At 52.5% G+C, this 23,349-nt stretch carries 20 protein-coding genes; 12 read left to right on the top strand and 8 right to left on the bottom strand.

The genetic code is table 11. The annotated features are described in order from the left end of the window. Window positions 1–37 precede the first annotated feature (37 nt). Window positions 38–370, top strand: a complete 333-nt coding sequence (locus NNO03_RS12750; protein ID WP_271449675.1) for a tRNA-binding protein — start codon at window positions 38–40, stop codon at window positions 368–370. 77 nt (window positions 371–447) lie between these two features. On the opposite strand, the gene ygjG is transcribed toward NNO03_RS12750, so the two are convergent. Beyond that, on the bottom strand, window positions 448–1,827 hold the full coding sequence (ygjG, locus tag NNO03_RS12745) for a putrescine aminotransferase (RefSeq protein WP_167335587.1): 1,380 nt from the start codon (window positions 1,825–1,827) through the stop codon (window positions 448–450). 430 nt (window positions 1,828–2,257) lie between these two features. On the opposite strand from ygjG, the gene NNO03_RS12740 reads away from it, so the two are divergent. Both NNO03_RS12740 and NNO03_RS12735 read left to right on the top strand, forming a co-directional pair. Continuing rightward, window positions 2,258–3,778, top strand: a complete 1,521-nt coding sequence (locus NNO03_RS12740; protein ID WP_271442779.1) for a PAS domain-containing methyl-accepting chemotaxis protein — start codon at window positions 2,258–2,260, stop codon at window positions 3,776–3,778. Window positions 3,779–4,097: 319 nt separating this feature from the next. After that, window positions 4,098–5,663: a methyl-accepting chemotaxis protein gene (locus NNO03_RS12735; RefSeq protein WP_271449674.1), complete on the top strand. Its 1,566-nt coding sequence runs from the start codon at window positions 4,098–4,100 to the stop codon at window positions 5,661–5,663. Here the strand turns inward: NNO03_RS12735 and NNO03_RS12730 are convergent. Beyond that, entirely contained in the window at window positions 5,660–6,337 is a 678-nt protein-coding gene (locus tag NNO03_RS12730) for a PadR family transcriptional regulator (RefSeq protein ID WP_271442781.1), read from the bottom strand. The two genes, NNO03_RS12735 and NNO03_RS12730, sit on opposite strands and share 4 nt — an antisense overlap. A gap of 239 nt (window positions 6,338–6,576) precedes the next feature. Here NNO03_RS12730 and NNO03_RS12725 point away from each other — a divergent pair, with 239 nt between their 5' ends. After that, complete coding sequence (locus NNO03_RS12725) at window positions 6,577–7,359, top strand: siderophore-interacting protein (RefSeq protein ID WP_271449673.1); 783 nt, start codon at window positions 6,577–6,579, stop codon at window positions 7,357–7,359. On the opposite strand, the gene NNO03_RS12720 is transcribed toward NNO03_RS12725, so the two are convergent. Beyond that, window positions 7,356–8,204: a helix-turn-helix transcriptional regulator gene (locus NNO03_RS12720; RefSeq protein ID WP_323606081.1), complete on the bottom strand. Its 849-nt coding sequence runs from the start codon at window positions 8,202–8,204 to the stop codon at window positions 7,356–7,358. The two genes, NNO03_RS12725 and NNO03_RS12720, sit on opposite strands and share 4 nt — an antisense overlap. Window positions 8,205–8,271: 67 nt before the next feature. On the opposite strand from NNO03_RS12720, the gene cfa reads away from it, so the two are divergent. After that, on the top strand, window positions 8,272–9,426 hold the full coding sequence (cfa, locus tag NNO03_RS12715; RefSeq protein ID WP_137382521.1) for a cyclopropane fatty acyl phospholipid synthase: 1,155 nt from the start codon (window positions 8,272–8,274) through the stop codon (window positions 9,424–9,426). A 678-nt stretch (window positions 9,427–10,104) separates the two neighbouring features. Here the strand turns inward: cfa and NNO03_RS12710 are convergent. After that, a complete protein-coding gene (locus NNO03_RS12710; protein ID WP_271449672.1) occupies window positions 10,105–11,763 on the bottom strand; it encodes a glycerone kinase in 1,659 nt (552 codons plus the stop codon). A gap of 563 nt (window positions 11,764–12,326) precedes the next feature. On the opposite strand from NNO03_RS12710, the gene NNO03_RS12705 reads away from it, so the two are divergent. Next, window positions 12,327–13,424, top strand: a complete 1,098-nt coding sequence (locus NNO03_RS12705) for a glycerol dehydrogenase (protein WP_005131422.1) — start codon at window positions 12,327–12,329, stop codon at window positions 13,422–13,424. Between the two features lie 92 nt (window positions 13,425–13,516). Further along, window positions 13,517–15,442, top strand: coding sequence for a dihydroxyacetone kinase operon transcriptional regulator DhaR (gene dhaR / locus NNO03_RS12700; RefSeq protein WP_271442453.1), 1,926 nt, complete (start codon window positions 13,517–13,519; stop codon window positions 15,440–15,442). On the opposite strand, the gene NNO03_RS12695 is transcribed toward dhaR, so the two are convergent. Genes NNO03_RS12695 through NNO03_RS12680 form a run of 4 tightly spaced genes read right to left on the bottom strand, consistent with a single transcriptional unit; the run spans window position 15,420 to window position 17,934 of the window. Next, entirely contained in the window at window positions 15,420–15,950 is a 531-nt protein-coding gene (locus NNO03_RS12695; protein ID WP_271449671.1) for a cob(I)yrinic acid a,c-diamide adenosyltransferase, read from the bottom strand. The two genes, dhaR and NNO03_RS12695, sit on opposite strands and share 23 nt — an antisense overlap. Beyond that, window positions 15,951–16,304 carry a glycerol dehydratase reactivase beta/small subunit family protein gene (locus tag NNO03_RS12690; RefSeq protein ID WP_271442455.1) on the bottom strand — a complete coding sequence of 118 codons (354 nt, stop codon included), beginning with the start codon at window positions 16,302–16,304 and terminating at the stop codon, window positions 15,951–15,953. Between the two features lie 15 nt (window positions 16,305–16,319). Then, window positions 16,320–17,483 (bottom strand): 1,3-propanediol dehydrogenase, encoded by a 1,164-nt coding sequence (gene dhaT, locus NNO03_RS12685; protein WP_271449670.1) that lies wholly within the window; start codon window positions 17,481–17,483, stop codon window positions 16,320–16,322. Window positions 17,484–17,505: 22 nt separating this feature from the next. Further along, window positions 17,506–17,934, bottom strand: coding sequence for a heme-binding protein (locus tag NNO03_RS12680; protein ID WP_271449669.1), 429 nt, complete (start codon window positions 17,932–17,934; stop codon window positions 17,506–17,508). A gap of 393 nt (window positions 17,935–18,327) precedes the next feature. Between NNO03_RS12680 and NNO03_RS12675 the strand changes: the two genes are divergently transcribed. The 5 genes from NNO03_RS12675 (at window position 18,328) to NNO03_RS12655 (ending at window position 23,281) form a co-directional block, all read left to right on the top strand. After that, entirely contained in the window at window positions 18,328–19,995 is a 1,668-nt protein-coding gene (locus tag NNO03_RS12675) for a propanediol/glycerol family dehydratase large subunit (RefSeq protein ID WP_271442458.1), read from the top strand. A gap of 11 nt (window positions 19,996–20,006) precedes the next feature. Then, the gene (locus tag NNO03_RS12670) at window positions 20,007–20,591 is read left to right on the top strand and encodes a propanediol/glycerol family dehydratase medium subunit (RefSeq protein ID WP_271449668.1); all 585 of its coding nucleotides are present in this window, start codon (window positions 20,007–20,009) and stop codon (window positions 20,589–20,591) included. Window positions 20,592–20,593: 2 nt separating this feature from the next. After that, entirely contained in the window at window positions 20,594–21,022 is a 429-nt protein-coding gene (locus NNO03_RS12665) for a diol dehydratase small subunit (RefSeq protein ID WP_202037706.1), read from the top strand. 10 nt (window positions 21,023–21,032) lie between these two features. Continuing rightward, window positions 21,033–22,847: a diol dehydratase reactivase subunit alpha gene (locus NNO03_RS12660; protein ID WP_271449667.1), complete on the top strand. Its 1,815-nt coding sequence runs from the start codon at window positions 21,033–21,035 to the stop codon at window positions 22,845–22,847. 110 nt (window positions 22,848–22,957) lie between these two features. Continuing rightward, a complete protein-coding gene (locus tag NNO03_RS12655) occupies window positions 22,958–23,281 on the top strand; it encodes a DUF1889 family protein (protein ID WP_071887391.1) in 324 nt (107 codons plus the stop codon). The last annotated feature ends 68 nt before the right edge of the window (window positions 23,282–23,349 follow it).

Below are 23,349 nucleotides of genomic sequence, written 5' to 3'. Positions count from 1 at the left end.
GGTTATTTTTTAGTAAAATTTTACTTCGGAGAGAGAAATGGATACCGTCGCATTTGCCGATTTTGCCCGGATGGAAATACGTGTTGGAAAAGTAGCGCAAGTGAAGCGCCACGAGAATGCCGATAAGCTCTATATCGTGCAGGTTGATGTCGGCGATAGAACGCTGCAAACGGTAACCAGTCTGGTGCCGTATTACCGCGAAGAGGAGTTGATGGGGAAAACGGTGGTGGTGTTGTGCAATCTGCAAAAGGCCAAAATGCGCGGTGAAACCTCAGAATGCATGTTGCTGTGTGCCGAAACTGATGATGGCAGTGAAAGCGTGCTGTTGGCGCCTGAACGCGTCATGCCGGCGGGGGTAAGGATTGTTTAAGTTAGGCTAATTGCCGGATGGCGGCTACGCCTTATCCGGCCTACAAAAGGGTGTCTTTTATAGGCCGGGTAAGGTTGTTACACCTGCTCCACGCTCACCCGTAATGCGGCCAGGGCTTTGCGGGTTGATCGTAATACCAGTTCGCATTGCTCGATCGTTAACGTCAACGGCGGTTCGATACGGATCGTCTTCGCGTTATTCAGTGTTCCGGCGACCAGCACTCGCTGACGGAACATTTCACTGGCAAAGCTGTAGCCAATCTCATTATCGACAAACTCAATCGCCATCAGCATGCCTTTACCGCGAACGTCGTGTACCAGATCCGGATATTCCCGCGCCAGATGACGGAAACCATCCAGCAACATATCGCCTTTCTGCTCTGCCTGAGCGGGTAAATTTTGCTCCAGCAGGACGTTAATGGTCGCCAGCGCTGCCGCGCATGAGAGCGGGTTGCCACCGAACGTGGTGGTATGCAGGAAAGGGTTGTCGAACAGGACGGAGAACACTTCTTCGGTGGCAATGGTCGCGCCAATTGGCATCACGCCACCTCCGAGCGCCTTGGCCAGACACAGAATGTCAGGTTGCACGTTTTCATGTTCGCAGGCGAACATTTTGCCGGTGCGCCCCATGCCGGTTTGCACTTCGTCGAGGATCATCAGCGCGCCAAACTCATCGCAAAGTTTACGTACCGCGGTTAAATACCCTTGCGGCGGTAGGATCACGCCTCCTTCCCCCTGGATTGGCTCCAGAATCACGGCGGCAACATCGTCGCCGGTCTTTTTACATTCGCTCAGGACGGTGCGCATGGCATCAATATCGCCAAAAGGAACATGGCGGAAGCCCGGCAGCAGCGGCATAAACGGTTTGCGGAAGGTTGATTTAGCGGTAGCGGATAGCGACCCCAGCGATTTACCGTGGAAGGCTCCGCTGGTGGCAATAAATGTAAATTTACCGCGCGGCGATTGATACGCTTTCGCCAGTTTTAGCGCCGCTTCAACCGACTCGGTCCCGCTGTTACTGAAGAAACTGTATTTCAGCTTTCCGGGAGCCAGTGCAGCAAGCGTTTTTGCCAGCATGGCCCGTAATGGGTCAAGTAATTCCTGGCTGTGCAGAGGTTGTTTCGCGAGTTGATTCTGTACGGCGGAGACCACTACTGGATTACGGTGCCCCACGTTGAAAATTCCAAAACCTCCCAGGCAATCGACAAACTCCTGTCCCTGGGTGTCGACAAGCGTATTCAGGCTTCCCGCTTGCCACTCTACGGCTCCGTAATCCCCGCCGGCAGTTACAGATTTTCGATACTCTAAGAACCCCGGATTGACATGCTCTTTGAAGTAATCAATCACCTCTCGGTTTAGTGCTTTCATTTCCTCATGATCAAGCGTTCGCTTCTCGATGAGATTCAGTGCGTGTGCGCTGCAGGCCAGAGCCGATGCGCTGGAAGGTAACCTGTTCAAAATATGCTCCCGGAGCTCGCGTATCACATGATACTGAATTAAGTATTGCAGGGATTGCGCCATCCCGACGCGCTTAACGAAAATCGGGATAAACACCAGGGAAGATCTTGCTTGTGCAACATTTAATCTCAAACATTAACATTTGCTGGCATTTTGCCCAGGTTTACGCGCGTAAAACCGACGGGAAAAACGCGTCATTGCGCTAAAAGTGGGCGAAAATTGCACTGTTGCGGTGCGCAGAGTGAAGGTGTGCTGAATAGTTACGTAATGAAAGTATTTTAAATCAATGAATTAGAAAACATACAAATTTTGAGGTTTAATCGCAAATTGCGATCTAAATCAAATTTAACAACTAAAGTTAAAAAGATTAGCGCCGAAATAACATAAGCCGAAAGAGTTAACAACCAGATAACCTGCACAGGACGCAACCATGTCTTCTCATCCCTACGTTAGTCAGCAAAATACACCGCTGGATGATGATATCACCCTCATGTCGACCACCGATTTACAAAGCTATATCACCCATGCGAACGATACCTTTGTCCAGGTCAGCGGCTATCAGCTGAATGAATTGCTTGCTCAGCCGCACAACCTGGTTCGTCACCCGGACATGCCGAAAGCGGCGTTTGCGGATATGTGGTACACCCTGAAACAAGGGGAACCGTGGAGCGGTATTGTGAAAAACCGGCGGAAGAATGGCGATCACTACTGGGTGAGGGCCAATGCGGTGCCGATGGTGCGGGAAGGGCGCGTAACCGGGTATATGTCGATCCGTACCCGGGCGACGGAAGCGGAAATTGCGGCGGTCGAACCTTTATATAAAGCACTTAATGAAGGCCGTTGTAATCGGCGCGTCCATAAGGGGCTGGTGGTACGTAAAGGCTGGTTGGGTAAACTCCCGTCGCTTCCGGTTCGCTGGCGGGTACGCAGTGTCATGGCTTTCATGTTTGTCATCCTGGCAACTGCGCTACAGCAGATGGGGGCTGAATGGCCGCAACTGTTGGTGAGCGCACTGGTGATGCTGCTGGCGACGGTTATTTTCGAATGGCAGATTGTGCGCCCAATCGAGAATGTTGCCCAGCAGGCACTGAAAGTAGCGACTGGCGAGCGCAACAGCGTGACCCATCTTAACCGTAGCGATGAACTGGGGCTGATGCTACGGGCGGTGGGGCAGTTAGGGTTAATGTGCCGCTGGCTTATTCATGACGTGTCGAGTCAGGTCAGCTGTGTGCGTAACGACAGTGAAACGCTGGCGAAAGGCAGTGATGATTTAAACAAGCATACACAGCAGACGGTAGAGAATGTGCAGGAAACGGTCACCACCATGAATCAGATGGCGGCATCGGTGAAGCAAAACTCTGCGACGGCAGCGGCGGCTGACAAGCTGTCTATTGCTGCCAGCAGCGCGGCGACACAGGGCGGTGAGGCGATGGATACGGTCATTAAAACAATGGACGATATTGCCAACAGCACCCAACGGATCGGCACTATCACGACCCTGATTAACGATATCGCTTTCCAGACAAATATTCTGGCGCTGAATGCGGCGGTTGAAGCGGCCAGGGCGGGCGAACAAGGAAAAGGATTTGCGGTAGTGGCTGGAGAGGTACGTCATCTTGCCAGTCGTAGTGCAAGCGCAGCAAATGACATCCGTAAACTGATTGATGCCAGCGCCGACAAGGTGCAGTCCGGCTCCGATCAGGTTCATGCCGCAGGGCGGACAATGGATGATATTGTGGCGCAGGTTCAGAATGTGACACAGTTGATCGCTCAAATTAGCCATTCAACGCTGGAGCAGTCAGATGGACTTTCCAGCCTGACCCGTGCCGTAAATGAGTTGAGCAGTATTACGCAGAAAAATGCTGAACTGGTCGAAGAAAGCGCGCAGATTTCAGCAATGGTAAAACATCGTGCCGGTCGCCTGGAAGATGCGGTGACCGTGCTGCATTAATTCTCACCCCACCCCATTTTTCCGCCAAACGCTTATCGTCCCCGGTAGGCGTTTTTTTGTAATAAACTTGTTAACCATATATTAAATGATACCACTTTGGTATTACGATTCTATTTTCATTATTCCGTTATGACGGCGAGCGCCCTGTTTTTAAATATTGTTAAATATCGCTTATATAACGATCGGTCTTGCTTTATTCATCGTCAAAAACTATTTCGTAACATTGGTGTAAATTAAAAAACGATCAATATCATAAAGTTAGGTGATTGCTGACCGATAAGGATATCTGTCTGAAGAAAACTGTCTCCAGGGAGAAAATATGTTCTTGCATAACGTAAAGATTCGCTCGAAGTTATTTATCGCGTTTGGTTTGTTTATTGTACTGATGATGGTGAGTTCGGGCCTTTCGCTGTTGAGTCTGGATCGTAGTAACAGTGGGATGCAGAACATCATTACCAATGACTATCCGATTACGGTAAAAGCCAATCTGCTCATTGATAATTTTCAGGAGTTTGTCAGTACTCAACAATTGATGTTATTGGATGAGGAAGGTAAATGGACCCAGGCGTCCCAGAAAAAGCTCGATACCATCAGCCAGCAAATTTCTGCTCTGCTGGATGCGCTGAGTGCTGCGCCGCTCAATGATGCTTCCAAAAAAATTGTTGCGGATATCCGTGATGTGCGTGAGCAGTATCTGGCTTCCCGATTCCGCATTCTGCAGGCGCTGCAGAATCACGATCGCTCCGGTGCGATGCACGAGATGATGACCCGCACGGTGAATGTGCAGCAGGCGTATAAAGCAAAAGTGCAGGAATTGATCGCCATTGAAGATGCCCAGATGCAGAAGGCGGGCGCTCAGGTGGAATATGATTTCCACACCAATCGCGCACTGTTGATTACTCTGGCGCTGATCAGCATTGCCGCTGGTTGTGTGATGGGTTGGTATATTGTGCGCTCAATTACCCGACCCCTTAATGAAGCCGTGCAGTTTGCCGAGGCGATTGCGCAGGGCGACCTTACTCGCAGCATCAGTATGGAACAGAAGGATGAGACCGGTGTGCTGCTGCAAGCGCTGATGGCAATGAAAACCCGACTGTTAGAGATTGTCGAGGAAGTGCAAAACGGCTCCGAGAATATCTCTGCGGCGGCGGCGCAGATTGTCGCGGGTAATCAGGATTTGGCTGCGCGTACCGAAGAACAGGCAAGCTCGGTAGAACAGACCGCGGCGTCGATGGAACAAATTACCGCGACGGTCAAAACGACGGCAGACCATACCCATGAAGCGACGAAGCTGTCTACGGGAGCGGCGACGGTCGTGAAAAACAACGGTGAGATGATGAATCAGGTGACGCAGAAAATACGCGTGATTAATGAAACCTCTAACCGTATGTCAGAAATTATCAACCTGATCGATTCGATTGCTTTTCAAACCAATATTTTGGCGCTGAATGCGGCTGTCGAAGCGGCGCGCGCCGGTGAGCACGGGCGTGGTTTCGCGGTAGTTGCCGGAGAAGTGCGTCAACTGGCGCAAAAAAGCGCATCGTCTGCCAGTGAGATCCGCAATCTGATTGAAGACTCCACCAGTCAAACCCGGGAAGGACTGGCGCTGGTTGAAAAAGCCAACGCGTTGATCAATGGAATGGTCACTAACGTTGAAGAAATGGATGTGATATTACGGGAAATCGGTCAGGCCAGCCGCGAGCAGACGGACGGTATTTCGCAGATTAACAGTGCGATTGGCCTGATCGACACCACCACGCAACAGAACTCCTGTCTGGTAGAAGAGTCCGTTGCGGCAGCGGCGTCATTAAATGAACAGGCATTACACTTAAAAGAGATGATCAAAGTGTTCCGCGTGCGTAAAGAGGACGCGCAGCCTGCTTAATCAAGCTGGGTGATGTCCAGCGATGCGCGATCGATAATTCCGATGATCTTCTTGATTTGCGCTTCGCTGGTGTCACCGTGATTGACCCGCAGATCCAGCACGGCTTTAAAATTCTCCAGTGCTCTTTTCATCTGTGGATTCTTGCGTAATTCAAAGCCGACACTGCGTGCTTTAATACGTTCGTGGATATGTTCCAGATGTTCCCGGTTCTCTTCCAGCCATTGCAGGCCTTGCTCTGTGATTGTTATCTGCTTACGTCCTCCTTCCTCGTCACGGATGGCGATAAGCGACTGATCCTGCAAGAAATCCAGTGTCGGGTAAATAACACCCGGGCTTGGGGTGTAATTACCCTGAGTCAATGTTTCAATGGCTTTGATTAGCTCATAACCGTGACTGGCATCGCGGGTCAAAATATCCAGAATCACCAGACGTAATTCGCCGTGACCGAAGAAGCGCTGACGTCGACCGCCACCACCACCGCGACCGTGGCGGTGTCCGCAGCCATGCTCATGGTGGTGCTCTTTGTTACAGCCTTCGTGACGACGTTCTTCACCTTTGCAGCAACCTTCGTGGTGTTCGCTGTGGTGACCTTCGTGGCGATGTCCTTCGCCTTTACAGCAGCCTTCGTGCTGGTGTTCTGCATGTTTGCAGCACCCTTCATGATGATCTTGCATCATTCATCTCCTGATGTTGTTTCGATATATCTAATTTATATCTAAACTTTTTCTGTTTGCAAGTCCGTGCAGAAATATTAATTTAATTTATTGATTTATATGTATTTATTTTTTATTGCGGCGTTTTGGAGGCTCTGTCCAGATCCTATCAAAAAAGTTCTTGCAATATTCTCAATTAGCAATCATTATCATTTGAAATTTATTTAGATATATCTAATCTCTGTCACGAAGGCGAAAAAATGACAAATAACACTTCACGCTATCCACAGCGCGTTCGCAATGAGCTGCGCTTCCGTGAACTGACTGTCCTGCGGGTTGAACGTATCAGCGCGGGTTTTCAGCGCATTGTACTGGGCGGTGACGCTCTGGATGGTTTTAGCTCACAGGGTTTTGACGACCATACCAAGGTCTTTTTCCCGGAACCGGGCAGTCACTTTGTGCCACCCGTCGTGACGGATGAGGGGATTGTCTGGTCAGAGGGTGTACGCCCGGTATCCCGTGATTACACGCCGTTGTATGACCCGGCACGCCATGAACTGGCGCTGGATTTTTATATCCACGATGGCGGCGTGGCGAGTACATGGGCGATGAATGCGCGTGAAGGTGACAAATTGACGATTGGCGGACCGCGTGGCTCGCTGGTGGTACCAGAAGACTATGCGTACCAGGTTTACGTGTGTGATGAATCTGGAATGCCAGCGCTACGTCGTCGGCTGGAGGCGATCGGTCGTTTAGCGGTACGTCCAAATGTGACGGCGCTGGTCAGCGTACGCGATGCAGCGTATCAGGATTATTTCGCTCATCTCGACGGTTTTACAATTCAGTGGTTTGTCGGCCATGACGAACAGGCAGTGAATGAGCAGCTTTCACAGTTGACCGTGCCTGCACAGGATTATTTCATCTGGATAACTGGCGAAGGAAAAGTGGTGAAAAACCTGAGCGCCCGCTTTGCTACTGAGGCTTTCGATCAGCAGTTGGTACGCGCCGCGGCTTACTGGCATCAACGTCGGAACGTTAATTAATAATGTGACGGTGAAACGCCAAACGCCTGGCGGAATGCATAACTAAACGCTGCGGTGCTTGAATATCCTACATCGAGCGCCACGGCGGTTACGCTTTTATTTTTCTTCAGCATGAGTACTGACTCCAGAATTCGCATTTTTTGCTTCCAGACGCTGAAGGGTAATCCGGTTTCTTTTTTGAAATGACGCGAAAAGGTACGGGCAGACATACCCAAATGTTGTGCCCAATACTCTACTGAATGTTCCAGCGCCGGAGACGCTTGTATTGTTCGGCACACTTTGGTTAATTCGCGATCCTGCGGCCAGGGCAATACAAAGGCGACTTCTGGTAATTGCAGAATAATGTCCACCAGCACACTGACCAGTTTGCCTTCTTTTGACTGGCTATCATAATGGCCTGAAATTGAATTCGTGGCGTAGTGAATAAACTCTCTGGCGAAATCACTGATCGCCACGACTTTACACTCATGGATACTTTCTTCGAGAAAGCCCGGTTTAATATCCAGATTCTCTAAATGCACATCATCCAGCGCCCAAACGGCATGCTCAGTATTATTGGGGATCCAGATGCCGTAATGCGCGGGGATTATCCAGCACTTGCCGGCGACATCAATGCGCATACTGCCTTTGCGGGCAAAATGAAACTGCATAAAAGCATGTGAGTGCTGCGGAACATGGTGGTTGGCTTCAAGGACATAAGAGCGAAAGTAAACGTCCTGCGGCAACTCGGTCATGGAGTCGTCGGGGAAGGAGTTCCACTGTTTTGGGGGGAAAGTATCCATACTCAAAGACGTGATTCTCCCGGTTAGGTGGCCGCTGCTCGATAGATCTTGTCCGCAAATCATAATACATACATTCTTTTTTCCATAATAATCTTGCGTAAGAATTAATAGCCCATCTTTGGTAAATACCATGAACACGCTTTGTTCAGACGCTGTCATCGTCAATGAAACAAATGATAACTGGACCCGAATGGGAAAAGAGCTGCTCCAGCAAGCAGATATTCAGATCAATGGTTCCCGCCCCTGGGACATTCAACTTCATCATGCCGGTTTCTTTAAACGGGTGCTGCAACAAGGCTCCCTAGGGCTTGGCGAAAGCTATATGGAAGGCTGGTGGGACTGCGAACGTCTCGATGTTCTGTTCTGCAAAATCCTGAAAGCAAAACTCGACCAGCAAATGCCGGGAAATCTGAAGGATATATTGCGTATTGCCAGTGCCCGCCTGTTTAATTTGCAGTCCCGCAGTCGTGCGTGGATTGTCGGTAAAGAACACTACGATATTGGCAACGATCTCTTTGCGCTGATGCTGGATCCCCACATGCAATATTCCTGTGGTTACTGGAAAGAGGCTACCACCTTAGAAGATGCGCAAAACGCCAAATTAAAAATGATTTGCGAGAAGCTGCAACTGAAACCGGGCATGCGTTTACTGGACATTGGTTGCGGTTGGGGCGGACTGGCCGAATATGCGGCGCGCCATTATGGCGTGGCGGTAGAAGGCGTCACTATCTCGAAAGAGCAGCAAAAAATGGCGCAGCAGCGCTGTGAAGGCCTGGATGTGACCATCCTGCTTCAGGATTATCGTGACCTCGACAAGCACTACGATCGTATTGTCTCCGTGGGGATGTTCGAGCATGTGGGGCCAAAAAATTACGATACCTATTTCAGTATTGCTGACCGCTGTTTGAAGTCGGACGGATTGTTCCTGCTGCATACCATTGGCAGCAATAAAAAAGGGATGAGCGTTGATCCGTGGATCAATAAATATATTTTCCCGAATGGCTGCTTACCGGCGATTTCGCATATTGCTGAAGCGAGCGAGTCGCGATTCGTGATGGAAGACTGGCATAACTTTGGCAGTGACTATGATAAAACGCTGATGGCCTGGCATGCACGGTTTAATCAGGCGTGGCCAGAGCTGTCATCGCGTTATTCCGCGACCTTCAGAAGGATGTTCAATTATTACCTGTGCGCTTGTGCCGGTGCGTTCCGCGCCAGAGATATTGAGCTGTGGCAAGTATTGTTTAGTCGGGGCGTAGAAGGCGGTATTCGCGTCTATCGCTAATATGCAGCCGGATGGCGGCGCAAACGCCTTATCCGGCCTACAAAGGTTTGCATTCGTAGGCCTGATAAGCGCAGTGCATCAGGCATTTCTTCGCCGGATGGCGGCGCACACGCCTTATCCGGCCTACAACAGCGTGCAGATGGTAGGCCTGATAAGCGCAGTGCATCAGACATTTCTTTGCCGGATGGCGGCGCACACGCCTTATCCGGCCTACAAAGGTTTGCATTCGTAGGCCTGATAAGCGCAGTGCATCAGGCATTTCTTTGCCGGATGGCGGCGCACACGCCTTATCCGGCCTACAAAGGTTTGCACTCGTAGGCCTGATAAGCGCAGTGCATCAGGCATTTCTTCGCCGGATGGCGGCGTAAACGCCTTATCCGGCCTACAAAGGTTTGCATTCGTAGGCCTGATAAGCGCAGTGCATCAGGCATTGCTTTGCCGGATGGCGGTGCAAACGCCTTATCCGGCCTACAAAGGTTTGCACTCGTAGGCCTGATAAGCGAAGCGCATCAGGCATTTCTTTGCCGGATGGCGGCGTGAACGCCTTATCCGGCCTACAAAGGTTTGCACTCGTAGGCCTGATAAACGCAGTGCATCAGGCATTTCTTTGCCGAATGGCGGCGTACAAAGGCTTGCACTCGTAGGCCTGATAAGCGAAGCGCATCAGGCACTTATGGCTTATCCCAACTCACTCTCTGCCAGTGCTTTAAATACCATTGCGACGGCGTGTGCACCGGGGTCCATATTGCCCAGCAGGCTTTCACCGCTGAGATACGATGCGCGACCCGCGTTGGCTTTGCTCGACAGACAGGTACGCTCTGCGCCTGCCTGTGCGGCGTCAAAAGCGGCTTGCAGGTTTTGCGGTTGTGCCAGCAGAGATGTCAGCGCGGGTTGCAGCGCATCAATCATCGTACGGTCACCCTCGTCTGCACCGCCGTAGAACTTCATCTGCGCCAGCCCTGTGTTCAGGGCTTCGGCAACATCAGCCCCTTGCTCCAGCTTCTGCCCGGCGGCGGTAAAGAAGATGGACATCAGTACGCCGCTGGACCCGCCCATCACCACGGTCAGGCGTTCGCCGATCAGGGCGAACAGCGTGGCGAGGTTATTCAGTGGAAGCTGCTCACGATGCAGCAGGTCAGCGATTTCACGTGCACCAGCGGCAAAAGTTGAACCTGTATCACCATCACCTACTTTGGCATCCAGCGCGTTGAGGTGTGCTTCCAGATCGGAAAGCGTTCCGGTGACCTGCTCAATAATCCCGGCGACCAGCGTGTTGGCTGAAGGCTGGAATTCGACACGCGCGCTGCGCTGCGATGATGGCACACAGTTGATTTCGCGTGGTGGGACAGGCGTCGGCCAACTGCTGGTTTCTACTTCGGTTAACAGTGCTTTTTCGATGCTCTCTTCCAGTACGATGGCGGTCAGCGAGAAACCTTTCATATCCAGGGCGGTGACCAGCGAGGCCGGGCCAATCAGCCAGTCGATACGCGGATGCAGTGGGCTGTTTGCCAGTTCCCGAGTGATGATAGCCATTTCAGCAACGGACACGCCGCCCAGATTATTAATCATCACCGCCAGACGGCCAGTTTCAGGCAGTGCCGCCATGAGTTTATCGACCATCAGAGTCACCACCTGCGCACTGTTTTGGGTAGCGATAACCGAGGCGCCTGGCTCGCCGTGAATGCCCATGCCCAGTTCGGCATGGCCCGCATGATGGCGCGGTGCGGTGTCGGTTTCCTGCGGCAAATGGCAACTGGAAATGGCGACGCCCAGGCTGAAGGTGTTACTTGCTGCATACTGCGCTTCACGCAGGACGGTGGCGAGGTTGTAGCCGCGTTCAGCGAAATAGCCTGCCACTTTATGTACCAGGATAGTGCCCGCAATCCCGCGAGGGTGCTTGTTATCCGGCAGGGAGATATCGTCGCCGACAATCAGCATTTCGACGTTATAGCCAAGGCGGCGTGCTTTTTCGGCGGCGAGGCCGAAGTTAAGACGATCGCCGGTGTAATTTTTAACGATCAACAGACAGCCTGCCTCGCCAGTTACCGCCTGGATTGCGGTCAGCACTGCATCTACGCTCGGGGACGCAAACACGTCGCCACAGACTGCCGCGGTCAACATCCCTTTGCCGATAAAGCCAACGTGGGCGGGTTCGTGTCCTGAGCCGCCACCGGAGATCACCGCCACGTTATCTTTGTTGAGATCGCGACGAACCACGATGCGAATAGCCGGATCGCTTTCCAGACGCGCCAGATTGTTCCAGGGACTGGTGATAATCGTACCGTCGATGACGTCGTTAACGAGTTGGGTACGCTGATTAAAAAAGAATTGAGACATAACGGCTCCTCGAGGTTGAGTGTAAAACAAACCCCCGAATGCATTGTCATGGTGCGGAGGCGATGGGGGAGATTCTGGCGGAGTCAGCGTGGAAAAAAACAGCGGCAAAATGAGTTTCATTACGGAACGTAATTGTTATTTTTTGTTCCGTAATGGAACGTATTTGTGAGAAGAATGATCACAATGCGAGCCCGCTCGACTTTTTTATCGCCTTTTCAATGTTGGCCACACGGCACAGTCAACGTTTTGTTACTGCTTTTAATGGTGTCAGAGAGAGGCAAAGGGAATTCGATTTTCGCGTTCTGCAAGGATTTGCCGGCAAATGAACGGATCGGGATCGCAAACCTTAGTATTTTTATGGTTAATCGTTTCAATATGGAACGCATGTCATTTTTATCTGTTTCATATCAGAACAAAAAGACGAATGATTTTTTTGTTCCCGCCTCGCCATACAGTTATTGCATCGCTCCGGTACCTCCCGTTTTCGCCGTTCGCAACAGGCTAAACAGGTTAACGCCAGGGCTCACCATGTAAAAACATGTACTTATTTGAGGATGAAAGGAATGCTAAAAGTTATTCAATCTCCAGCCAAATATCTCCAGGGTCCTGACGCTTCTACCTTATTTGGTCAATACGCTAAAAATCTGGCAGACAGCTTTTTCGTGATTGCAGATGACTTCGTCATGAAACTGGCGGGAGACAAAGTACTCAATGGCCTGCACAGCCACGGTATTAGCTGCCACGCGGAACGCTTCAATGGCGAATGCAGCCATGTTGAAATTAATCGCCTGATTGCCATTCTGAAGCAGCACGGTTGCCGTGGTGTGGTTGGGATTGGCGGTGGGAAAACGCTGGATACAGCCAAAGCGATTGGCTACTACCAGAAACTGCCGGTGGTGGTGATCCCAACTATCGCCTCAACGGATGCGCCAACCAGTGCGCTATCTGTTATCTACACCGAAGCCGGTGAGTTCGAAGAATATCTGATCTACCCGAAAAACCCGGATATGGTTGTCATGGATACAGCAATTATCGCCAAAGCGCCGGTACGTCTGCTGGTGGCCGGGATGGGCGATGCGCTCTCGACCTGGTTTGAAGCAAAAGCGTGTTTTGATGCCAGAGCGACCAGCATGGCGGGGGGACAGTCCACGGCGGCGGCCCTGAGCCTGGCACGCTTGTGCTATGATACGCTGCTGGCAGAAGGTGAAAAGGCTCGCCTGGCTGCACAGGCTGGCGTGGTGACCGATGCTTTGGAACGTATCGTGGAAGCGAACACCTATCTCAGCGGCATTGGCTTTGAAAGCAGTGGCCTCGCGGGGGCACACGCCATCCATAACGGCTTCACCATTCTGGAAGAGTGTCACCATTTGTACCACGGTGAAAAAGTGGCGTTTGGTACGCTGGCGCAACTGGTGCTGCAGAACAGCCCGATGGAAGAGATCGAAACAGTGCTGAATTTCTGCCAGAAAGTGGATCTGCCGGTAACGCTGGCGCAAATGGGCGTGAAAGACGGCATCGACGCTAAGATTATGGCTGTTGCGAAAGCCACCTGCGCGGAAGGTGAAACCATTCACAATATGCCGTTCCCGGTGACGCCTGAAAGCGTCCATGCCGCGATTCTGACGGCAGACCTGCTGGGACAGCAGTGGCTGGCGCGTTAATCAGACGTCGGTAAGCCTTTTATTCAGTATCTTCTCCCCCTCTGACAGTCTCTGCCGGAGGGGTTGTCTATGGTAAAACAGCGGAAATGGATATGACGGCGCACACTCATGGCATCGGGAAGGAAGTTTCTTCGGTCATTGCTCAGTCATGGCATCGTTGCAGCAAGTTTATGCAGCGGGAAACCTGGCAGGCACCGCATCAGGCGCAGGGACTGACTTTTGCGTCGATTTGCCGCCGCAAGACTGCACTGCTGACGATTGGACAGGCCGCACTGGAAGATGCCTGGGAGTTTATGGATGGACGTCCCTGTGCGCTGCTGATTTTGGATGAATCGGCTTGTATTCTCAGCCGGTGCGGCGATCCGCAGACGGTGGAACAACTGGCGGAACTTGGCTTTCGTGACGGTAGCTACTGTGCGGAGAGCATTATCGGCAGTTGTGCGCTATCGCTGGCGACGATGCCAGGGCAGCCGACAAAAACCTCAGGCGATCAGCATTTTAAGCAGGCGCTGCATCCGTGGTCGTTCTGCTCTACCCCGGTCTTTGATAACCATGGGCGGCTGTTTGGCTCCATTTCCCTGTGCTGCCTGGTGGAGCATGAGTCCGTTTCCGATCTCTCCCTGACGCTGGCAATTGCCAGAGAAGTCGGCAACTCTTTGCTGACCGACAGCCTGTTGGCCGAATCTAACCGCCATCTTAATCAGATGTATGGGCTGTTAGAGAGCATGGATGATGGCGTAATGGCATGGAACGAGCAGGGCGTTCTGCAGTTTCTTAATGCCCGTGCCGCTTTGCTTTTACATCTGGATGCACAGGCCAGCCAGGGTAAAAACATTAATGACCTGGTTAATCTGCCCACCTTGCTGCGCCGGGCGATCAAACATGCTCGCGGACTGAATCACGTCGAAGTGACTTTCGAAAGCCAGCACCAGTTTGTTGATGCTGTTATTACTCTGAAACCTATCGTTGAAGAACAGGGCAACAGCTTTATTCTGCTGCTTCATCCCGTTGAACAAATGCGTCAGTTGATGACCAGCCAGCTCGGGAAAGTCAGCCACACCTTTGAACAGATGTCGACGGATGACCCGGAAACCCGTCGACTGATCCATTTTGGTCGCCAGGCGGCGAGAGGGAGTTTCCCTATTCTGTTGTGCGGTGAAGAGGGGGTGGGTAAAGAGCTATTGAGCCAGGCTATTCACAATGAAAGTGAACGCGCCAGCGGGCCTTATATCGCCGTTAACTGCCAACTGTATGCCAACAGCGTGCTGGGGCAGGATTTTATGGGCAGTGCGCCAACCGATGATGAAAACGGTCGGCTGAGCCGCCTTGAGCTGGCGAACGGCGGTACGCTGTTTCTGGAAAAAATTGAGTATCTGGCACCCGAGTTGCAATCCGCGTTGTTGCAGGTTATCAAGCAGGGCGTATTGACTCGTCTTGATGCCCGCCGCCTGATCCCAGTTGATGTGAAAGTGATTGCCACTACTACGGTTGATCTCGCCAACCTGGTGGAGCAAAACCGCTTTAGCCGCCAACTGTATTACGCGTTACACTCCTTTGAAATTGTTATTCCACCGCTGCGGGCACGGCGTAACAGCATTCCGGCGCTGATTCATACACGCTTAAATAGCCTGAAAAAACGCTTTTCATCCAGTCTGAAGCTGGACGATGACGCGCTGGCACAACTGGTTGCCTACTCGTGGCCGGGCAATGATTTTGAGCTCAACAGCATTATCGAAAATATCGCTATCAGTAGCGACAATGGCCATATTCGCCTGAGTAATCTGCCGGATTATCTGTTTGCGGAACGCCCTGGCCTGGAGACTGCATCATCGCTGCTGCCAGCCAGCCTGACGTTTACCGCCATCGAAAAAGAAGCAATTATCCATGCCGCCCGCGTCACCAGCGGACGTGTGCAGGAAATGTCGCAACTGCTGAATATTGGCCGCACCACCTTGTGGCGCAAGATGAAACAGTACGACATCGATGCCAGCCAGTTTAAGCGCAAACATCTGGAGTAGTTTCTTCGATCCTCGCCATCGAGAAGAGGGCGTCGGACAGACGATTGATGTAACGCTTAAGCTCATCACGCAGCGTCAACGTTCTGTCCATGGCGATGAGGAGTCGCTCCAGCCGACGCGCCAGCGTGCGCGCAATATGCAACTGTGCCGATGCGAGGTTTTTCCCCGGAACAACAAACTCTTTTAGCGGACCGCTTTGCGTCATATTGCGATCAATAAGCTGCTCCAACGCCTGAATATCCTCGGGGCTAATCGTCTGTGTTAAGCGAGCAAGTCCCTTCTCATCACTGGCAAGTTCCGCGCCAAGCACAAACAGCGTCTTCTGGATGGTATGTAAATCCTGGCGAAGCGCTGTCAGGCGCGTGCTGGCGTAGCAGACGCCAAGCTGGGAAATCAGTTCGTCCACGGTGCCATAGGCATTCACGCGGATATCGTCTTTGTCGATACGGCTGCCGCCAAACAGCGCGGTCGTGCCCTTATCACCAGTACGGGTATAGATACGGTACATTTATTTTATCTCGCTGAAAGGAAGCACTTTGACCAGTTGACCAGCATTGGCGCCAAGCGTGCGGATCTGCGCCATTCCGGCGGTGATATGACCACGAACCAGCGCCCGATCCTCGGGCAACTGGGCGTGGGTTAAAGCAATATCACCCGTGGCGTTGAGACCAAGACCGACACGCAGCGTTGAGCTTTTGGCCGCAAGTTTGCTCAAGGCCAGCGCACAGTCATTCTCGTCGCAACAGACAGTCCGGCATGGGACGCCTTGCTCTTCCAGCCCCCAGCACAGCTCATCAAGCGCGCGGGTATCCTGCCAGCGTGGGTGATAAAACAGATGTACGCTCGGTGATGAAAGTGACATTGCGCCCCCTTTGGATTAGAAAGCCTGACGGAAGATTTCAGCGATCTCTTTCTCGTTCCCTTTACGCGGGTTCGAGAACGCGTTGCCATCTTTCAGCGCCATTTCCGCCATGTAAGGGAAATCGGCTTCTTTGACGCCCAGCTCCTGCAAATGCTGTGGAATCCCAATATCGGCGGAAAGACGGGCGATGGCGCGAATGGCCAGCTCAGCGGCATCCATGGTTGACAGCCCGTCGGTGTTCTCGCCCATAAACTCAGCGATATCAGCAAATTTCTCCGGGTTGGCGATGAGGTTATAACGGGCTACGTGTGGCAGCAGTACCGCATTTGCCACGCCGTGTGGCATGTCGTACAGACCACCGAGCTGGTGTGCCATCGCATGAACATAGCCGAGGTTGGCGTTGTTGAAAGCCATACCGGCCAGCAGAGAGGCATAGGCCATATTTTCACGGGCTTTCAGGTTGCTGCCCAGCGCGACGGCCTGGCGCAAGTTACGGGCAATTAGACGGATCGCCTGGATAGCGGCGGCATCGGTGACCGGGTTAGCATCTTTGGAAATGTAAGCTTCCACGGCGTGGGTCAGGGCGTCCATCCCGGTCGCGGCGGTAAGTGGTGCTGGTTTACCGAGCATCAGCAGCGGGTCATTAATGGAAACCGACGGCAGGTTACGCCAACTGACAATCACAAACTTCACTTTGGTTTTGGTATTGGTCAGCACGCAGTGGCGGGTGACTTCGCTGGCGGTACCCGCGGTGGTATTGACCGCAACGATTGGCGGCAGCGGATTGGTCAGCGTTTCAATTCCGGCGTAACTGTAGAGATCGCCTTCGTGCGTGGCCGCGATACCGATACCTTTACCGCAGTCATGCGGGCTACCGCCGCCAACGGTAACGATGATATCGCACTGCTCTTTGCGAAATACCTCCAGACCGTCGCGCACGTTGGTGTCTTTAGGGTTCGGCTCTACGCCGTCAAATACGACCACCTCAATCCCGGCTTCACGCAGATGCGCCAGCGTTTTATCTACCGCACCGTCTTTTATCGCCCGCAGACCTTTATCGGTAACCAGCAGCGCTTTTTTACCGCCTAACAGTTTGCAACGTTCGCCGACAACGGAAATAGCATTTGGGCCAAAAAAGTTAACATTCGGCACAAGGTAATCAAACATACGATAGCTCATAATATACCTTCTTAGATTTAAATTATAATTCAGAGAAACAATTCAGTGCGGTCTCAGCCAATAATCTATCTTGTTCTACAGTGCCGCCGCTAACGCCTACGGCACCGATTAATTGTCCGTCTAATATAACAGGTAAGCCGCCGCCAAAAATAACGATGCGTTGTTGGTTAGTGAGCTGCAAACCATATAGAGAAGCTCCTGGTTGTACTGCATCGGTAATTTCATGTGTGCCCTGCCGCAGACAGCAGGCGGTCCAGGCTTTATTGAGAGAAATATCACAACTGGTGACAAACGCCTCATCCATGCGCTGTATCAGTAGCGTGTTTCCGCCGCGGTCAACCACGGAAAAGACTACTGGAACGTTGATTTTAAGCGCTTTTGCCTCGACGGCAGTCGCCATTTTCTTTGCGGCCGCCAGCGTAATGGTGGCGATTTGTTGGCTCTTATTCACAGTATCTCCTGACAAGGTTGTAGGGCTGAGGTCGCAAAAAATATCGCGCTACAGCTATTTTTTCTCATTGGGTTTTCTGTATTTTCTCGCGGCGCGTTATTAAGTCAATAGTGTAGATTTTTCTAAAATATTAATTTTATTTCCTGTGTTCGGCATTTATTGATAATGATCATTTAAGCGCGTCACAATTCTTCGTGGATATTCCCGTGGACCGTTTCAATATGAAACGCTGACATTTAAATATGTATCAAATTGGAACGCAATTAATTTTATTTTTTTATCGGCCTGCTCATTTAAAGTTCGGCTATTGCTGATAAAGGCGATTGCTGGGGTGATAGAGCACCAGCGATACAGCCTGGCGTCCCTATTCTTTATCTTTTGAGTCCATAAACTATGAGAAGATCAAAACGATTCGAAGTCCTTGCAAAGCGTCCTGTAAATCAGGATGGGCTTATTGGCGAATGGCCGGAAGAAGGGCTGATCGCCATGGAAAGTCCCTACGATCCGGCCTCTTCTGTGAAGGTGGAGAAGGGTCGTATTGTTGAACTGGACGGCAAGAGCCGCGCACAGTTCGACATGATTGACCGCTTTATTGCCGACTACGCGATAAACGTGGCTGAAACCGAGCGCGCCATGCAGCTCGACGCTTTGGCGATCGCCAGAATGCTGGTAGATATCCACGTCAGTCGCGAAGAGATCATTGCCATTACCACCGCGATTACCCCGGCGAAAGCAGTGGAGGTGATGGCGAAAATGAACGTGGTAGAGATGATGATGGCGCTGCAAAAAATGCGCGCCCGACGCACGCCCTCCAACCAGTGTCACGTGACCAACCTGAAAGATAATCCGGTGCAGATTGCCGCCGATGCCGCTGAAGCGGGGATTCGTGGTTTTTCCGAACAGGAAACGACGGTCGGGATTGCCCGCTATGCGCCGTTTAACGCCCTGGCGCTGTTGGTCGGTTCTCAGTGCGGTCGTCCTGGCGTGCTGACACAATGTTCCGTTGAAGAGGCTACTGAGCTGGAGCTGGGAATGCGCGGGTTAACCAGCTACGCCGAAACGGTGTCGGTCTACGGAACGGAATCGGTATTCACTGACGGCGACGATACGCCGTGGTCAAAAGCGTTTCTCGCCTCGGCCTATGCATCCCGCGGGCTGAAGATGCGCTATACCTCCGGTACCGGTTCGGAAGCCTTGATGGGTTATTCCGAGAGTAAATCGATGTTGTACCTGGAATCCCGCTGCATTTTCATTACCAAGGGCGCGGGTGTGCAGGGGCTGCAAAACGGGGCGGTCAGTTGTATCGGGATGACGGGCGCAGTGCCGTCGGGTATTCGCGCGGTGCTGGCGGAAAACCTGATTGCGTCGATGCTCGACCTTGAAGTGGCCTCGGCCAATGACCAGACCTTCTCACACTCCGATATTCGCCGTACCGCCCGCACCCTGATGCAGATGCTGCCCGGCACCGACTTTATCTTCTCTGGCTATAGCGCCGTCCCCAACTACGACAACATGTTTGCCGGTTCTAACTTCGATGCTGAAGACTTCGATGATTACAACATACTGCAACGTGACCTGATGGTTGACGGTGGCCTGCGCCCGGTAACCGAAGAAGAAACCATCGCCATCCGTAACAAAGCGGCGCGGGCTATTCAGGCGGTATTCCGCGAACTGGGGCTGCCGACAATCAGTGATGAGGAAGTGGAGGCTGCCACCTATGCTCACGGCAGCAAAGACATGCCTGCGCGCAATGTGGTGGAAGATCTGGCGGCAGTGGAAGAGATGATGAAGCGCAACATTACCGGGCTGGATATCGTCGGGGCGCTAAGCGGTAGCGGATTCGAAGATATCGCCAGCAATATTCTCAATATGTTGAGACAGCGTGTGACCGGTGATTACCTGCAAACATCGGCCATTCTGGATCGCCAGTTCGACGTGGTCAGCGCCGTGAACGACATCAATGATTATCAGGGACCCGGCACCGGCTATCGCATCAGTGCCGAACGCTGGGCGGAAATTAAAAATATTGCGGGCGTGGTTCAGCCCAGCTCGATTGAATAAGGCGGTACACCGTGGAATGCACAACTGAACGTAAGCCCGTTTTTACCTTGCAGGTCAGTGAAGGCGAGGCGGCAAAAGCAGACGCTCGCGCTGACGAAGTGGTGATTGGCGTCGGACCGGCCTTTGGCAAGCACCAGCATAAAACCCTGATTGATATGCCGCACAACGCGATTCTGAAAGAGCTGGTGGCAGGGATTGAAGAAGAGGGACTGCATGCGCGAGTGGTGAGAATTCTGCGCACTTCGGATGTCTCTTTTATGGCGTGGGATGCGGCGAACCTCAGTGGCTCCGGCATCGGGATTGGTATTCAGTCAAAGGGAACCACGGTTATCCATCAGCGTGATTTGCTGCCCCTGAGTAACCTTGAACTCTTCTCTCAGGCCCCGCTGCTGACGCTGGAAACGTATCGTCAGATTGGAAAGAACGCTGCGCGCTATGCACGCAAAGAGTCGCCCTCGCCGGTTCCGGTGGTCAATGACCAGATGGTGCGCCCCAAATTTATGGCCAAAGCCGCGTTGTTTCACATTAAAGAAACCAAGCATGTGGTGCAGGATGCTGCGCCTGTCACGCTGCATATTGCACTAGTAAGGGAATGACAATGAACGACAACATCATGACCGCGCAGGATTACCCTTTAGCTACCCGCTGCCCGGAGAAAATCCTGACCCCCACCGGGAAACCATTAACCGATATCACCCTTGAGAATGTGCTGGCGGGACATGTAGGGCCGCAGGATGTGCGTATTTCCCAGCAAACGCTGGAGTATCAGGCGCAGATTGCCGAACAGATGCACCGTCATGCCGTGGCGCGCAACTTCCGTCGGGCGGCGGAACTGATTGCTATCCCGGATACCCGCATTCTGGAAATCTACAACGCACTACGTCCGTTTCGCTCTTCATTCGCGGAGCTACAGGCGATCGCTGATGAGCTGGAACATACCTGGCACGCGACGGTAAACGCCGGGTTTGTGCGCGAGTCGGCAGAGGTGTATCAGCAGAGAAACAAGCTGCGTAAAGGCAGCCAGTGACGGAGGGAATATGCCGTTAATTGCAGGGATTGATATCGGCAACGCCACCACGGAAGTGGCGTTGGCGCAGCATGGCCGGTTTATCGCCAGCGGGATTGTCGCGACCACGGGCATGAAAGGAACGCGGGACAATATTGCCGGGGTGGTCGCTTCCCTGCAGCAGGCGCTGGAAAAAACGCCATGGTCGCTTAAAGATGTGGCGAAAATCTGTATCAATGAGGCCGCACCGGTCATTGGTGATGTGGCGATGGAAACGATCACCGAGACCATCATTACTGAATCGACGATGATTGGTCATAACCCACAAACGCCCGGCGGCGTTGGCGTGGGAATGGGAACCACCATTGCAGTGGAGAAGCTGGCGGCATTGAGCGAGGATCGGTTTACCCAGGGCTGGATCCCATTGGTGGGTGAGGAAATGGATTTCCTCGAAGCTGTTTGGCTGATCAACGACGCGTTGGATCGCGGCGTGAACGTGGTGGCGGCGATCCTGAAAAAAGATGATGGCGTGCTGGTGAACAATCGTCTGCGGCGAACTATGCCGGTGGTTGATGAAGTCACGCTGCTGGAAAAAGTGCCGGAGGGGGTGTTGGCGGCGGTCGAAGTCGCGGCCGCGGGCCAGGTTGTTCGGGCGCTGTCTAACCCCTACGGCATCGCCACGTTCTTTGCCCTGACGCCGGAGGAAACGCAAACCATCGTCCCTATTGCCAGGGCGCTGATTGGTAACCGCTCCGCCGTGGTGCTGAAAACACCGCAGGGTGATGTGCGCTCAAGGGTGATCCCGGCGGGTAAGATTTTTATCCGCGGAGAAAGGCGCGGCGGCGAGGCTGACGTGGCGCAAGGGGCGCAGGCTATTATGCAGGCGATGAGCGCCTGTGCGCCAGTGTGTGACATTCGCGGTGAAGCGGGAACGCATGCAGGCGGTATGCTGGAACGCGTGCGTAAGGTGATGGCTTCGCTGTCCGGGCATGATATGAACGCGGTGCATATTCAGGATTTGCTGGCAGTTGATACGTTTATTCCTCGTAAGGTGCAGGGCGGCATCGCCGGGGAGTGTTCGATGGAAAATGCTGTCGGTATTGCGGCGATGGTGAAATCCGATCGTTTACAAATGCAGGCTATTGCCAGCGAGTTGAGCGCGCGATTAAACACCTCTGTTGAAGTGGGTGGTGTAGAGGCCAATATGGCCGTGACTGGCGCGTTAACGACGCCTGGATGTGCTGCGCCGCTGGCGATCCTCGATTTAGGCGCTGGTTCCACTGATGCAGCCATCATCAATAGCGAAGGTGCAGTAAAGGCGGTACATCTGGCCGGTGCGGGGAATATGGTCAGCCTGTTGATTCAGACGGAACTGGGTCTGAGCGATCCGTTTCTGGCCGAGGAAATAAAAAAATACCCGCTGGCGAAAGTAGAGAGCCTGTTCAGTATTCGTCATGAGAACGGTGCGGTGGAGTTTTTCCGCGAACCACTCAGCCCGTCGGTATTTGCCAAAGTGGTGTATCTGAAAGACGGCGAGCTGATCCCCGTGGATAACCAGACTTCGCTGGAAAAAATTCGTCTGGTGCGACGTCAAGCTAAGGAGAAGGTCTTCGTGACCAACTGCCTGCGTGCATTGCGCCAGGTGTCACCTGGCGGCTCCATTCGCGATATCACTTTTGTGGTGCTGGTGGGAGGCTCATCGCTGGATTTTGAAATTCCGCAGATGATCACCGACGCGTTGGCGCATTACGGTGTCGTCGCGGGACAGGGCAATATCCGGGGGACCGAAGGGCCGCGTAATGCGGTGGCTACTGGCCTGGTTTTAGCCGGGGAAGCAAAAAAATAGCGCAGAAAACAGTCGCCGCAAGCGTTTAGCTGAGGGGTAAATCAAATAAAGGCAACGTTCTCTTTGATATCCCGACTGAGTTGGGTACATAGTATAAATGTGTCTCTCACGTGGTTAATTTTAAGGATAAGAGCATGCCAACAGCAATTGAGAAAGCATTGGATTTTATTGGTGGTATGAACACCTCAGTGTCAGTACCCCATTCAATGGACGAAAGTACCGCTAAGGGAATCTTAAAGTATTTGCATGACTTAGGTGTGCCAGCGAGTCCGGAAGTTGTGATGGCACGGGGTGAGCAGGAGGGATGGAATCCCGAGTTCACGAAAAAAGTGGCCGGATGGGCAGAAAAAGTTGCCTCCGGTAACCGTATCCTTATCAAGAATCCAGAGTATTTTTCGACCTATATGCAGGAGCAGCTCAAAGAACTCGTGTGAGCTGACTATCGAATAAAACGCTAACGGACGTTTCCATCTTCGGGATGGCAGCGTCCAAAAGCGCTGCC

Source organism: Citrobacter sp. Igbk 16 (assembly GCF_028069755.1).
Classification (GTDB): Bacteria; Pseudomonadota; Gammaproteobacteria; order Enterobacterales; family Enterobacteriaceae; genus Citrobacter.
The sequence above is the reverse complement of the archived record's forward strand: the minus strand, read 5'-3'. Positions and strand labels throughout refer to the sequence as shown.

What these genes read in the sequence shown, in the direction of transcription:
- NNO03_RS12750 (WP_271449675.1), top strand. Translation starts at nt 38, where the DNA reads ATGGATACCGTCGCATTTGCCGATTTTGCCCGGATGGAAATACGTGTT.
- NNO03_RS12740 (WP_271442779.1), top strand. Translation starts at nt 2,258, where the DNA reads ATGTCTTCTCATCCCTACGTTAGTCAGCAAAATACACCGCTGGATGAT.
- NNO03_RS12735 (WP_271449674.1), top strand. Translation starts at nt 4,098, where the DNA reads ATGTTCTTGCATAACGTAAAGATTCGCTCGAAGTTATTTATCGCGTTT.
- NNO03_RS12730 (WP_271442781.1), bottom strand. Translation starts at nt 6,337, where the DNA reads ATGCAAGATCATCATGAAGGGTGCTGCAAACATGCAGAACACCAGCAC.
- NNO03_RS12725 (WP_271449673.1), top strand. Translation starts at nt 6,577, where the DNA reads ATGACAAATAACACTTCACGCTATCCACAGCGCGTTCGCAATGAGCTG.
- NNO03_RS12720 (WP_323606081.1), bottom strand. Translation starts at nt 8,204, where the DNA reads ATGATTTGCGGACAAGATCTATCGAGCAGCGGCCACCTAACCGGGAGA.
- cfa (WP_137382521.1), top strand. Translation starts at nt 8,272, where the DNA reads ATGAACACGCTTTGTTCAGACGCTGTCATCGTCAATGAAACAAATGAT.
- NNO03_RS12710 (WP_271449672.1), bottom strand. Translation starts at nt 11,763, where the DNA reads ATGTCTCAATTCTTTTTTAATCAGCGTACCCAACTCGTTAACGACGTC.
- NNO03_RS12705 (WP_005131422.1), top strand. Translation starts at nt 12,327, where the DNA reads ATGCTAAAAGTTATTCAATCTCCAGCCAAATATCTCCAGGGTCCTGAC.
- dhaR (WP_271442453.1), top strand. Translation starts at nt 13,517, where the DNA reads ATGACGGCGCACACTCATGGCATCGGGAAGGAAGTTTCTTCGGTCATT.
- NNO03_RS12695 (WP_271449671.1), bottom strand. Translation starts at nt 15,950, where the DNA reads ATGTACCGTATCTATACCCGTACTGGTGATAAGGGCACGACCGCGCTG.
- NNO03_RS12690 (WP_271442455.1), bottom strand. Translation starts at nt 16,304, where the DNA reads ATGTCACTTTCATCACCGAGCGTACATCTGTTTTATCACCCACGCTGG.
- dhaT (WP_271449670.1), bottom strand. Translation starts at nt 17,483, where the DNA reads ATGAGCTATCGTATGTTTGATTACCTTGTGCCGAATGTTAACTTTTTT.
- NNO03_RS12675 (WP_271442458.1), top strand. Translation starts at nt 18,328, where the DNA reads ATGAGAAGATCAAAACGATTCGAAGTCCTTGCAAAGCGTCCTGTAAAT.
- NNO03_RS12665 (WP_202037706.1), top strand. Translation starts at nt 20,594, where the DNA reads ATGAACGACAACATCATGACCGCGCAGGATTACCCTTTAGCTACCCGC.
- NNO03_RS12660 (WP_271449667.1), top strand. Translation starts at nt 21,033, where the DNA reads ATGCCGTTAATTGCAGGGATTGATATCGGCAACGCCACCACGGAAGTG.